The 13,866-nt window shown below is 42.1% G+C and carries 10 protein-coding genes and 1 pseudogene; 3 read left to right on the top strand and 8 right to left on the bottom strand.

Going from position 1 to position 13,866, the window contains the following annotated elements; all coding sequences use genetic code 11:
* Nucleotides 1-288 precede the first annotated feature (288 nt).
* Nucleotides 289-466, bottom strand: a pseudogene (locus tag NI464_RS12550) (endonuclease domain-containing protein); the annotation flags it as partial.
* Nucleotides 467-749: 283 nt separating this feature from the next.
* Between NI464_RS12550 and dhaK the strand changes: the two are divergent.
* Nucleotides 750-2,480, top strand: a complete 1,731-nt coding sequence (dhaK, locus tag NI464_RS12545) for a dihydroxyacetone kinase subunit DhaK (protein WP_253138795.1) — start codon at nt 750-752, stop codon at nt 2,478-2,480.
* A gap of 121 nt (nt 2,481-2,601) precedes the next feature.
* Here dhaK and NI464_RS12540 read toward each other — a convergent pair whose 3' ends face one another.
* Nucleotides 2,602-3,876: a glutaminase gene (locus NI464_RS12540; protein ID WP_253138793.1), complete on the bottom strand. Its 1,275-nt coding sequence runs from the start codon at nt 3,874-3,876 to the stop codon at nt 2,602-2,604.
* Nucleotides 3,877-4,219: 343 nt separating this feature from the next.
* On the opposite strand from NI464_RS12540, the gene NI464_RS12535 reads away from it, so the two are divergent.
* Nucleotides 4,220-5,326 carry a GGDEF domain-containing protein gene (locus NI464_RS12535; protein ID WP_253138790.1) on the top strand — a complete coding sequence of 369 codons (1,107 nt, stop codon included), beginning with the start codon at nt 4,220-4,222 and terminating at the stop codon, nt 5,324-5,326.
* A 22-nt stretch (nt 5,327-5,348) separates the two neighbouring features.
* Here the strand turns inward: NI464_RS12535 and NI464_RS12530 are convergent, their stop codons facing one another.
* Together NI464_RS12530 and NI464_RS12525 are read right to left on the bottom strand one after the other, a co-directional pair.
* Complete coding sequence (locus NI464_RS12530) at nt 5,349-6,155, bottom strand: SDR family oxidoreductase (RefSeq protein ID WP_253138787.1); 807 nt, start codon at nt 6,153-6,155, stop codon at nt 5,349-5,351.
* Nucleotides 6,156-6,175: 20 nt separating this feature from the next.
* Nucleotides 6,176-6,847 (bottom strand): hypothetical protein, encoded by a 672-nt coding sequence (locus NI464_RS12525; RefSeq protein WP_253138784.1) that lies wholly within the window; start codon nt 6,845-6,847, stop codon nt 6,176-6,178.
* Between the two features lie 175 nt (nt 6,848-7,022).
* Between NI464_RS12525 and NI464_RS12520 the strand changes: the two genes are divergently transcribed.
* Entirely contained in the window at nt 7,023-9,917 is a 2,895-nt protein-coding gene (locus tag NI464_RS12520) for a valine--tRNA ligase (protein ID WP_253138781.1), read from the top strand.
* Between the two features lie 45 nt (nt 9,918-9,962).
* On the opposite strand, the gene NI464_RS12515 is transcribed toward NI464_RS12520, so the two are convergent.
* From NI464_RS12515 to NI464_RS12500, 4 genes are all read right to left on the bottom strand, one after another.
* Nucleotides 9,963-11,174 (bottom strand): GTP pyrophosphokinase, encoded by a 1,212-nt coding sequence (locus NI464_RS12515; RefSeq protein ID WP_253138800.1) that lies wholly within the window; start codon nt 11,172-11,174, stop codon nt 9,963-9,965.
* Nucleotides 11,175-11,296: 122 nt separating this feature from the next.
* Complete coding sequence (locus NI464_RS12510; protein ID WP_253138766.1) at nt 11,297-11,668, bottom strand: endonuclease domain-containing protein; 372 nt, start codon at nt 11,666-11,668, stop codon at nt 11,297-11,299.
* 272 nt (nt 11,669-11,940) lie between these two features.
* Nucleotides 11,941-12,984, bottom strand: a complete 1,044-nt coding sequence (locus tag NI464_RS12505) for a molecular chaperone DnaJ (RefSeq protein WP_253138763.1) — start codon at nt 12,982-12,984, stop codon at nt 11,941-11,943.
* 143 nt (nt 12,985-13,127) lie between these two features.
* A complete protein-coding gene (locus tag NI464_RS12500; RefSeq protein ID WP_253138798.1) occupies nt 13,128-13,814 on the bottom strand; it encodes a carbonic anhydrase in 687 nt (228 codons plus the stop codon).
* Nucleotides 13,815-13,866 lie beyond the last annotated feature (52 nt).

Genomic DNA, 13,866 nt, shown 5'->3' with positions numbered 1-13,866 from the left:
TCGTTTAAATTCCCCATCATTAAATCGAGTTAAATTTTCATATTTCATGGGGCTAGTATAAACAATTTTTTACTTTCGCAAGAGATCTAATAAATAGTGATGTAATATTTAATATTGGATTATTTTCAACCATGACACTCATAAAGCAACCTTAGCCACCTAAAATTTATTGTATTTTATATTTAAATCAACAACTTATCTACATAAATTCAAAACATACCTAATTGTTTATTTTTCATCATCTTAGAATGATACTTCGACCTCATTCATTACTCACTCAATCACCTAATTGGTAACAGGACAGTAAAAATCCACGATGTAATTCAAAATCGGCTTTTGTCGATAGAACTACAAATCTAAAATTTGCTTATTGCGAATTCGAGACCACAATAGTTTTTCTATCTCGGTCATATAATTGCGTAAAATACGCGAGGCTTGATTTTAGATGTTTATTGTAGGGTTTCATTTTTTATTCTCTTTTTTAATTCCTCCTTGCGAAGCATTGCTTCTCACCCTTAAAAAAAGGAAGGAACTGTCACGAAATTTATTTAATCACCTGACAAATCCCCCTTTATCAAAGGGGGATTTAGGGGGATTCATATAAATTAACTTATATACCAAATTTAGCCCCTTTTCTAACCGCTTACCCCAAAATCATCTGTTTTTACACTTTTAAGTCAGCAAATTTCAAACATTTCCATAATAATAAGACTTTAGACATCTCTCAGAATACGTGAAGGCCTTCCTCCATGAAAAAACTCATCAACAACCCAGAAAATCTGGTTGTCGAAATGTGCAAAGGTTTTGTCCTTGCCCACCCTGAACTGCAATTTACCGAATCCCATAAAATCATTTCACGTAAACAAAAACACAATAACGTGGCACTGATCAGTGGCGGTGGTAGTGGTCACGAACCTGCACATGCAGGTTTTGTCGGTACAGGCATGTTAGACGCGGCCGTATGCGGTGACGTATTTGCATCACCTTCTCAAATTCAGGTCTACAAAGCCCTGCAACATGTGGCAACAGACAAAGGCGTGCTGATGATCATCAAAAACTATTCTGGCGATATGATGAATTTCCAGAATGGTGCAGCTTTGGCTGCGGAAGATGGCATTAAAGTGGATTACGTCAAAGTGGCGGATGATATTGCCGTTAAAGACAGCCTCTATACGGTTGGTCGTCGTGGTGTTGCTGGTACCATCTTCGTGCATAAAATTGCCGGTGCTGCTGCCTCTAAAGGTTATGAACTTGCTCGCGTGAAAGAGCTGGCTCAAAAAACAGCAGATAACGTGATTAGCCTTGGTTTTGCCTTTACCTCTTGTACCGTTCCTGCCAAAGGCACACCCACCTTCACCTTGGCGAATGATGAAATGGAATACGGCGTCGGCATCCACGGTGAACCCGGCATTCGTCGTGAAAAAATCCTGCCATCGAAAGAAATGGCACAACGTATGGTCGATGACTTATTTCTTGACCGTCCTGACATGCAAGAAGTTGCGTTGTTGGTGAATGGCTTTGGTTCAACACCAATGCAAGAACTGTATGTATTTAACAATGATGTATGCGAACATCTGGCACGTAAAGGCATCAAGATTTACCGTACATTTGTTGGCAACTACATGACCAGTATCGACATGAATGGTGCATCGGTCTCATTACTTGCTGTGGATGATGAACTGAAAACCTATCTGGATGCGGAAGCCAATACCCCTGCCTTAAAGCTTGATGGCTCACCTGCACTACCATTTGAATTTGCAGCACAAGATGCAGCAGCAAAACAAACCGCCAATACCGAAGTTGAAACCCAAGCAGAACATGCTGAAATTCAGAACGAGCAATTCACGATTGAAAACATGCGTTATGTGGTCGATGTGATGGCGGCCTGCATCATCAAAAACGAAGTGCCATTCTGCGAGCTGGATGCCCATGCAGGTGACGGCGATTTTGGTATGAGCGTCGCCAAAGGCTTTAAACAACTGAAACGCGAATGGCAAAGCCTGATTCAAGCGCAGCACATGGATGAATTCCTGCTGAATAGTTCCATGATTATTATGGAACATTGTGGCGGTGCGTCAGGGCCAATTTGGGGTTCTGCTTTCCGTTCAGCCAGCAAAGCCATTCAGGGCAAACAAACCCTAAGCGTGGCAGATTTTGCCGAGATGCTGCAAGCTGCGGTTAAAGGTATTCAAGTGACTGGTGAGCGTTCATTTGGTCGTGGTGCTGTGGTCGGTGACAAAACCCTGATTGATGCACTTGTACCTTGCGCAGACTCTTGGTCAGCCAATACCGACAAGACGTTTAAAGAAAACTTTGTCTTGGGTGCAGAGGCTGCGGTAAAAGGTGCAGAATCTACCAAAGACATCGTAGCGCGTATGGGCCGTGCCGGTACAGTCGGTGATCGTAGCTTAGGTTATCCAGATGCTGGTGCACATGGCTTAGGCGTGATCTTTACGGACATTGCCGAGCATATTAAATAAACTTTTCAAGATTTGAAAAGAGCCTCGACACTGTTCGGGGCTTTTTTATATTTCATTTCTTCTACTGAGTAAGTTTAAAAGCACAAATAATGAAAGGCATACTCATCCCTATAAGTATGGCTTAACTAAACTTCTCTAAATAGCGCTCTAACTCTTCTGTCACCACTACCCGCTTATTGCCTTTCACCTGTTCCTCACCCAATACGCCTTCTGAGTCAATGACCACCACTTTGTGCCCATTCGCTTGTAAACGTTTGACACCTTCAAATAACATGCGTGCACCCACATCATGAATCAAAGTCAAATTGGTCAGGTCTATGACTATACGTGTTTGAGCGTCTGGCTCATCCTGCAAAATTCGCAGCAACATTTCGGATTCTGTAAATTGCAATACACCGCGCAGCTCATACACGACAATGTCATTGTTCTTACCTACAGTATAACGACTTTGCAAAATGGTCTGTGCCGATGGCGTCCCTTCCATCAGATGCAAGCCCATGTCCCGCGACAAACGCTCAAAAATATCCACGCCACGTACACTATGCCCATGCTCATCAATTTTAGGAGAAAAAACTACAATTCCCACTTGTCCAGGCAATACCCCGATAATTCCGCCCGACACACCACTTTTGGCAGGAATGCCCACCGTCGTCAGCCAGTCACCCGCCGCATCATACATGCCACAGGTCATCATCACACTGAGCACTTGACGCACCACATCACGCTCCAGCAACTGTTTACCAGTTTTGGCCTGAACACCGCCATTGGCGAGCACACTACAGATATTTGCCAGATCTTTGACCGTCACCTTAATCGCACATTGCTTGATATATCCATTGACGATTTCTACCGGATCCGAATCCAGCACACCTACGGTACGCAGCATATAGCCAATCGACAGGTTCCGGAATGCAGTTTTGACTTCTGACTTATACACCTGCTTGTCGAATTCCAGTTGACGTCCTGCTAGCTCACTTAAAAAACGGCGTAAGTATTCCGCACGTGAAATGCCTTTTTGTACCGGAATCAAAGAATGCGTGGTGATCGCACCCGAGTTAATCATTGGATTTTTGGGAAGATTAGTTTCTTTATCCAGTGAAATCTGATTAAAAGCCTCTCCTGAAGGTTCAACGCCGACCTTTTCCAGTACTGCTGGAATTCCCAAATGCTGCAATGCCAAGGCATAGGCAAAAGGCTTGGACATCGACTGCATGGTAAATTCGGTTTCATCATCTCCCGTGGAATAAATCGTGCCATCCACCGTGGTCAGCGCCAAAGCGAACTTGTTTGGATCTACCGCTGCCAGTTCAGGGATATAGTCAGCCAAAGCGCCCTGATCATTATCATGACAGACCGTTAATACATGCTGGAGATAATCGGGCACCGGGGTTTTCATTCAGATAGATCCTTTATATTTTCATCCTGTTTCCACCTTAAATTTTCAGGATAAAACTACAAGTCCAAATTGGTAGCATTTTATAAATACGTCCATCGATTTGGACTAAAACAAATGCCTTTTCAGCTCCATGATCATCAGGCGTGAGAGGAATTTTAATATTATTTTTTTGAGTTTTTATAAAATATCGAGCGGTTCAACAGGTCATTTCGATTAGTTTGATTATCCATTTTATTTATATTTTTCATCGCAATAAATGATATTATTCACCCACCTGCTCACATTATAATCTAACACGCTGATCCCGGATTTGAATTTTTACAGTCTACTCGTGCCCAGCATCATGTCGAGCCTGGGGATCATCACGCTGAGTATTTCCTATTATAAAGGCTTACCTAATTATTTAAGATCTTATGCTTATGCACTGATTCTGATTGGCGTAACGATATTACTCAATACCGTTTTATCTGCAGCAGTTTTAATTGAAATCTCCAGTTTCATTGCTGCTCTTTACTTCTTGTCCTGTACCTTTCACAGCAAAGCCATTTATGAGCGTTTAAAAATCGACTATGTATGGCCAAACTATATTTACCTGATTGCCTTGGGTGCGTTTGGCATTTACTACTTTACCCAAGTGACTGCTGACCAGACTGCCCGTTTGCTGATTATTGGTAGCATTACTGCGGCAATTTATTTGCACCGCCCGATTGCCTTTATTCGGACGAGTACACGCTTACGTATCGACAGTTACCTGAAAATTTTTACCCTCGCGACCGCGTTCATCATCATGGGTCGTGCCTTGCTATTCTCTGTTTTACTTGAGGATCAGGGATTTGTCGCCCATTACGAACCGGCATGGGCATTTACGCAGCTGCTCCTGCTGCTGATTGATCTGATCTTTTTAGGTTTATTCATTGGCTGTGCAATTTTGGATCTGGTGCGAAAGTTGCAACGGGAGCGCCATCACGACCCGCTGACCGGATTATTAAACCGTCGTGGCTTTGAAGCCTATATTCAAAAAATAGATCCCAATCCCGCCTTACAGCATGCAGTTTTGATGGCAGATCTAGATCATTTCAAAGCCGTTAATGATCGTTATGGACATCAGGTCGGTGATCTGGTTTTACAACATATCAGTCAGATATTTAAAGCCAATATTCGGGACAAAGACCAAGTGTCACGTATTGGTGGTGAAGAGTTTCTGCTCGTCTTGCATGACATTCAAAAAGATGCCGCCTTTAAAATTGCTGAACGGATCCGGTTGCAGCTTGAAGAAACCCCATTACATCATGAACAGCAGCATATTTACCTGACTATCAGTATCGGAGTCAGCTTCTTCAATCATCCTAATCAGATTAAAGAAGCCACTTTAGCGGCTGATCATGCCATGTATCAGGCCAAACAGATGGGCCGTAATCAGGTTCAATTCGCTCAAGAGAAAATTGCCTGAATTTGATAAAACTTTAAATCTCTTATTTCACCTTGGTCTTGCGAATCATTTTGTACAGCACCTTGGGGGAAATACGTGAAACTAGCACACCAAGTTTTTCTTTCTTTCCGCCAATCACGATATATTCTTCGCCGCACTGCAAGGCTTGTACGCTTTGACGGGCAAAATCTTCTGCCGACAGACCATTTTCAATCGCTTCATCCTGCTTGGCTTGTGGCTTGCCTTCCCCATTTAAAGCATTAAACGACACATTGGTTTGAACAAAGCCCGGGAATATCACTGAGACCTGAACGCCCTGATCAGCAACTTCAGCACGTAAACTATTGGCCCACATATGAATCGCTGCTTTGGCTGCTGAATAGGAGGCGCGATACTGGGTGCCAAGCAAACCTGCCACACTGGAAATAAACACGATACGACCTGATTTTTGTGCCAGAAAGGTCGGCAATACCATTTTGGTGAGAAATACCTGCGAGAAATAATCGACTTCCATAATAGCGCGTTCAGCCTGCATGGTGGTGTGCTGAATCAGGGCACGTTGACTGAGTCCTGCATTATTAATCAACCAGTCAATCCGGCCTTTTTGTTGCAAAACCTGTTCATAGGCATGACGAACCTGGCTTTCATCTGTGATATCGGCAATGACTGAAATATGCTGATCCGGATTGGTGAGACTTTGGCGAACATTTTCCAGTTCTTCCTCTCGGCGTGCAGTCAGTACCACCTGTGCCCCAAGTGCAGCACATTGCTGGGCAATCGCCTTGCCAATCCCTGAAGATGCGCCGGTAATCCAGACCACTTTTCCATTTAAGTCTTCAACTTTCGCCATGAAATCCTGTTTCCCTTGTTTTAATGAATATGGTACGGCATTTCATCTTCCAGAAATGCCAGCAAATGCTCAAAATAATAACTCATCGTATCGGCATCATAGATGCTACCGAGCTTGTCAAAACGTTTATAGCCTAACTGGGTGGTTAAATGAATCACCCCATTCAAGGTTTTATCGACCACCACATTAAATTTCAACATTTTTTTCGGTTCACGGATCAGATGTGTCACCCCTTGATCGACCACCTGAGTAAAGGCTTTTAAAGCGGGTGATACATATTGATGATTACCATTTTTCATCTGGTCAATACAGCCGAGCAACTCCATCACCAGCAATTTTTCCACCGGATATCGAACAAAAGCATCACCTTGATGCTCATAGGTCATGCGATGCAAATAGTTCACCATAGGCATCAGACGCTCATTGCCAAACAACGAAACCGACCACGGCATATATTTACGGGTGTTATGCATAATCTGCTGAATCACTTTTTCGGACTCGCTGTCCGGTGAATTGGCCAACTGCACCACCTGACCAAAAATCTGGTCAATAATTTCACAGGCCATATCGGCCAGATTTTCACCTAAGGGTCTGGCAAGACTGTCTCGCTCGCCGGCATTTAATCTGGAATGAAGGTCTTTAAAGCGCTGATGGGTTTCGGGTTGAAGCTTCAGGGAAATGTTATAGCTCATCTTATTATCCTTTTTGATATGCTGCGATGAGTCGCGTTTTTTTATCAATCTATCATACGATGAGTTGCTATACATGCCAATTGGCTAAAGTTTGCATTTGGTTAAGCTGCCGCATGCACTATTTTTTTTGCTACAATAGATCCAATTTTTCATTCACTTTTGATCTGTTTAGACTATGACTGACTCAGCGCAAAATATCGCGACAACCTACGATCCGACCGAGATCGAGAAAAAATGGTACCAAACTTGGGAAGAGCGTGGTTACTTTAAGCCGTCTGAAAAAGGCGAATCTTTCTGTATCATGATTCCGCCACCAAACGTCACTGGTAGCCTGCACATGGGTCATGGTTTCAACAATGCCATCATGGATGCCTTGACGCGTTTCAACCGTATGTCTGGTAAAAATACGCTTTGGCAACCGGGTACTGACCACGCAGGTATTGCAACGCAAATGGTGGTTGAGCGTCAGCTGGGTGCACAAGGGATTAGCCGTCATGACCTGGGTCGTGAAAAGTTCATCGAAAAAGTCTGGGAATGGAAAGAACAGTCTGGCGGTAACATTACCCGTCAAATCCGTCGCTTAGGTTCTTCGGTTGACTGGTCACGTGAACGCTTCACGATGGATGATGGTTTATCAAACGCAGTAAAAGAAGTGTTTGTAAAACTTCACGAAGAAGGCCTGATCTACCGCGGCAAACGTCTGGTGAACTGGGATCCAAAACTGCAAACTGCCCTTTCTGACCTGGAAGTTGAGTCTGATAAAGAAGAAGCAGGTTCATTGTGGCACTTCAAATATTTCTTTGAAGATAAGTCACTCCGCACCCACGATGGTAAAGATCACATCGTAGTTGCAACGACGCGTCCTGAAACATTATTGGGTGATACTGCGGTTGCGGTTGCACTGGATGATGAACGTTATGCTGATCTAGTAGGTAAAAATATAATCTTACCAATCACAGGTCGTGCAGTTCCAATCGTAAAAGACGAATATGTAGACAAAGAATTCGGTACAGGCTGTGTAAAAATCACCCCTGCACACGACTTCAATGACTATGAAGTGGGTAAACGTTGCGAATTGCCAATCATCAACATTTTCAACAAAAATGCTGAAGTGTTGGCTGAGTTTGAATATATCGAAAAAGCCGGTGAGCAGATTTCTAAAACCATCCCTGCACCAGCAGATTACATCGGTTTAGAGCGTTTTGAAGCACGTAAGAAACTGGTTGAGCAAGCGGAAGCTGAAGGCTGGTTAGATCAGATCCAACCGTACACGCTAAAACCACCTCGCGGTGACCGTTCGGGCGTGATTGTTGAGCCATTATTGACAGATCAATGGTATGTCAAAATTGCACCGTTGGCGCAGCCTGCAATTGAAGCAGTGAAAGATGGTCGCATCAAGTTCGTGCCTGAACAGTACAGCAATATGTACATGGCGTGGATGAACAACATTCAAGATTGGTGTATTTCGCGTCAATTGTGGTGGGGGCATCGTATTCCCGCTTGGTACGATGCTGAAGGTAACGTATTTGTTGGTCGTGACGAAGCAGAAGTTCGTGCGAAAAACAACATCCCCGCTGACGTTGAATTGAACCAAGACGAAGACGTACTCGATACATGGTTCTCATCAGGTCTGTGGACATTCTCAACTTTAGGCTGGACAGGCGATGCTGAAAAAGACAAAGCCAACTACTTCTTAAACACCTTCCATCCAACAGATGTCTTGGTGACAGGTTTTGACATCATCTTCTTCTGGGTGGCGCGTATGATCATGATGACCATGCACTTCATGAAGAATGAAGATGGCACGCCACAAGTACCATTCAAAACAGTTTACGTTCATGGTTTAGTACGTGACAGCGAAGGTCAAAAAATGTCGAAGTCTAAGGGCAACGTGCTTGACCCATTAGACTTGATTGATGGTGTTGATCTTGAAACTTTGGTGCAAAAACGTACAACTGGTTTGATGAACCCGAAACAAGCGGCAAAAATTGAAAAATCGACCCGTAAAGAATTCCCAGAAGGAATTCAAGCTTATGGTACAGATGCAGTTCGTTTTACTTTCTGTGCACTGGCAAACACAGGTCGTGACATCAAGTTCGATATGAAACGTGTGGAAGGTTATCGTAACTTTGCCAACAAAATTTGGAATGCAACCCGTTTTGTATTGATGAATGTTGAAGGTCAAACGGTTGGTCAAGAAGCACGTCAAGACCTTTGGGAATTGCCTGAACAGTGGATTGTGAGCCGTTTACAAAAGGCAGAGCAAGCTGTTCATCAAGCGTTTGCAACTTACCGTTTAGACTTGGCTGCCCAAGCGATTTATGACTTTATCTGGAATGAATACTGCGACTGGTATGTAGAGCTGACCAAACCTGTTCTGAATGATGAATCTGTTTCTGAAGAGCGTAAAGCCGAAGTGCGTCGTGTATTGCTTGCGGTGATGGAAGCTTCTTTACGTCTTGCTCACCCAATCATGCCGTACTTGACAGAAGAAATTTGGCAAACCCTTGCGCCAATGATTGGCTTGGGTGGCGAAACCATTATGTTGGCAAACTACCCTGTTGCAGATGAGGCCAAAATTAACGAACAAGCCGAAGCAGATATGCAATGGCTACAAGGTTTGATTGGTGCGGTGCGTAACATTCGTGGTGAGATGGGTCTAGGTAATGCACGCTTATTACCTGTGCTTTTACAGAACACGACTGAAGCAGAAAAAGCACAAATTTCTCGTATTGAGCCGTTGTTTAAAGCATTGGCGAAAGTTGAGAGTATTACCTTCTTGGCAGATGGTGAACAACCGCCATTGTCTTCTTCTTCTGTAGTGGGTCACGTATCTGTTTACGTTCCAATGAAGGGCTTAATTGACCCGAAAGCAGAATTGGGTCGTTTGCAAAAAGACTTAGACAAGGTTCAAAAGCAGCATGACCAAATTGCAACTAAACTTAGCAATGAAGGTTTTGTGGCGAAAGCCCCTGCGGCTGTGGTTGAAGGCGAGAAAGTGAAACTTGCTGAGTTTGCGGATCAGTTAGCGAAAATTAAAGCGAATATGGAGCAAATTGCGGCGCTTTAAGGCTGTAATTTGATTCAAAAAATCCCCTCTTAGTGAGGGGTTTTTTTATAATTTAAGAATAGCTATATCATATTTCTTAAGCAATTCTTCAAATTCTTGTCTAGAATACTTTTGCTCAAAAAAAGTAATATGATCATTTAAAAAACCGCCCCATACATCCCCAGATTTTTTATAAACTTTTTCAAAATATTTATTAACATCAATAAACATCATTAAAAATCGTACAAAACCAATAATAGTATGGGTATCACTAAATTTATATTTAGTTGTATATTGTGTTATTAATGAATCTAATTCACTAAGACTATTTATCCCAAATAGACTTAACTCTTCAACAGCTAAATCAATATGCGAATTATTCAAAACATCAAACTTAACATCGATATATTTTTTACATTTATCATTTAATAAGGTTTTTAAGCCAATACTTGTTAACTCATAATCCAATTTATCTTGTTTAATACTTTCATCTAATTTCTTTGCATACACTTCAATTTCTTCAGTTAACCTATTAAATTCCAAATCTGCTGACTCAAGTAAACCTGAAAGTAGCTTAAAACGTCTATTAAGGTGTGAAGGAAGCTTACCTCCTAATTTATAACCACGGTCGTGTTCAATTTCAGCCCATGCATGCTCTAGTGCTGTTCTCACTTGGGTTTCAAAACACAATCCTTTATATGCAGAAAACTCAGGTAATTTTTCTCTCTCTCGCCCCACATCACATACAAAATGAACTGAGCGATAACCAACTTTTTCATCACCCAATTTTTCAGACTTATTCACACTATCAGCTTCATGCACGTTAAACATTGATTCGATAAGATTACAAACTTTTTGTACATCTGATTCAATCAAAGTAATAACACGAATACCTGCCAAGTCCGTCATAAACTCAGGGCTATAATATTTTTCTGTTAATTTATCTTCAATTTTTTTCAAAAAACTTTTCTTAGTTTTTGACCGATAAGGTACATCTACAAAACTAATTTGTTGTGAGACTAAAGAATTTTTTAGCGTTACAGCAATAATTTCTGCTAATCCTTTATAAGGATCAATATTATTGTCATACCAATGTCCATGATCATCTTTAGTTTTAACCTCTACTTTTGAATTCACAGCACCCTCAAAATAATATTTTCTAATTATATGTTTTATATCATTTTGAAGCATTTCATTCACTCTATTTTTATACTTTAAACCCTCACCCCAGCCCTTTCCCACAGGGAGATGGAGCGCCATTTGATTTAGTGTCTGCATGGATTTCACAATGGAATTCCCTCTCCTCTCAGGAGAGGGTTAGGGAGAGGTGTTTTAAATTTCTTTCATTATAAATTCTGCCCTCACCCTAGCCCTCTCCCTGAGGGAGAGGGGATTTTCCATTATTTATTCTCTTTCAAATCATCACATACTGACCATAAGTTTTCTAAAACAACATCCATCCGCCCCAACACATCATGATTCCAGTACCGTACAACAGTTAAACCCACAGCCTCTAAAAACTTGGTTCGTTCAACATCGTATTCAATCGCATCATCTGTTCCATGCTGACTGCCATCCAGCTCAATGACTAAACCAATTTCATGACAGTAAAAATCCAAAATGTATGGTGCAATCACGTGCTGACGACGGAATTTCAGATTCATAAAACGTTTGGCACGAAGCAGTTGCCACATCAAGTTTTCAGCATCGGTGGTGGTGTGGCGCATGGATTTGGCAAATTGTAATAGTTGGGGATCGAATTTTTTATTCATAGGCTTATGTTTTTATTATTTTCTTTAGATTATCAAATTTTATAACCTCTCCCTAGCCCTCTCCTAAAAGGAGAGGGAACGTTCATTATTAAATTAATTGATGGCATCTAATCAGTTACGACTCCCTCTCCCTCTGGGAGAGGATTAGGGAGAGGTGAATCTTAAAATAGCCCTCACCCTTGCGCACTCAGAATATATTCTGAGGATGCTCATCTCCTAACAGGAGAGGGAATTTTCATTATTACATCTAGAGTTATTATACGAATAAGAGATTAAAGCATCCCATGCCTTAAAAACATCTCCAAGCCACTTATCTTTTTGATATACATCAGGCGTTCTTTTTCTACTTTAATCTGCTGTTTGATGGCTGAAGTATCTTCATCGATTTGCTTATACAGGTCAGCAATCTGAACTTTGCCTTTCGCCTTTTTTACTGCAATTCTGGTTTTTTGTGACCAGACTAATCTATGTATCAATACATCGATCTGATCTTGTAATTTCTGACTCTGTGCATCCAAAGCGAGTTGATAAAACTTGAGTTGCTCTGCACTTAAACCTTTTTGTGAAACATCCTGATCTTGTTCAATTTGTAGTTGCATTCTTAGTAACGTAAACAGGTCCTGCTCTGCATACGCCTCGTTGGCACGTTGCAATAATTCAGTTTTCTTGATTTTTTTGACATCATTCACTTCACGGTCAGGGTGAATGATGGCAGCAATTTTTAAATAAACGGTTTTCAATGACTGCTCTGCCATCGCTGCTGCCTGTTCCTGTTTTTCCTGCTGGCGTTTTAATCTGGCCTGCTCACGTGCCTGCTGAAAATGATCTGATTCCCATTCTTCAAATACTTCTACATCTGCAAGATCTGAGGGATGCTCATTCTTAAAAAATGTTTCCAGTTCATTTACTTTCTTTTGGCTTTTTCTGAATTGGGCATGTTCGGCACGTTGCTGATAATAAGTGAAGATTTCATTCACCTTATGGGCTTGTTGCACCGACATCGCCTGAGAGTCTTTTAGATAATTTGCAAGGTACTGAATCTTTTCATCCAGCACCACCAGTTCTGCTTTGGAAAATGTAGTTTCCTGCATGTGCTTCCAGAGCTGTTCCAGCTGCTTGAACAGTACGCCATGCAATTCATGGTAGAGCGGCATGAAGGTTTTATGCGTATATTGCTGCAGCTCTTCTTCAGCCTGTTGCCATTGTTGTAATTCCTGTTTCTGTTGCTCGATTTTATTAATCAGATGATCCAGCTTCTTCTGCTGTGGCGAAAGGGTTGTGAATGGCTGAATCATAGTTTTCAAGTCAAAGAGCATGGCAGGAGAAGGTCAAAGAAGAAATAATATCCATATTAAATCTTTCAGCTTTCGTCACAAAGTCCTTTTCAGTGTGCCCTTTCGAAATTTGTATCAGAATTAAAAAAAGCAGACCAAAGTCTGCTTTTTCGCTCTCATATTGATTATTCCAGAACCACTCGGCCATTCAATGACTGCACCGGGCGGTTGTTCGGATGCCCCATCAATTTGGCAAATTCCGAAATCTGCTTGGCAGAAGCCTGCTGAATATCTTTCAGAATCAGCCAGCGTACGCCTTCCGAACACGGAGGTGTGGTCAGCGAGCCGCTAAAGCGGTAATAATCCAGATTCTTAGGCAACATTGCATTCACAGGTTGTGGGGTCTTTAAAACTACTTTCTCACCCTGCTTTTTTGGCAAACGGTTCCACATGCGTTTGAGCATCTGGCTTTCTGCACCCTGCTCGAACATCATCCCCACGACAGCCAGCTCACCTTTGGCATTGGCATGGACAAAGTGGATTTCCAGTGGATAGCTTTTGCCTTTAATCAGGTTTTCACTCGGACTATGCAAATGAAACTGCTTCAGTACAAAGGTATCGCCATCCAGCTGCAATTCACCACCTTGCGCAAAATCCACCTGAACAGTATGACCTTTATTTTCGATCGCATGAATCATGGTGTTATAGCTGAACTTAAGCGGCTCCAGTTCTGCTTTCACTGTTTTCTCAATATTGATTGGTGACTGGTTCAGACCATTACAGGCCGAATATTTCTGGCTCAAAGTCGACCATTGCTCAGGCTGAGTATAATCCCAATCCGCATCTGCCCAGACCGCTGTACTTAAACCCATAACCGTTAAAAGCGTGAATATTCTTTTCACAATACATCCCTTGTTGGAAGTC

The organism is Acinetobacter lwoffii (assembly GCF_024129685.1).
GTDB classification, from domain to species: domain Bacteria; phylum Pseudomonadota; class Gammaproteobacteria; order Pseudomonadales; family Moraxellaceae; genus Acinetobacter; species Acinetobacter lwoffii_X.
This window is presented reverse-complemented; position numbering and strand designations above follow the sequence as displayed.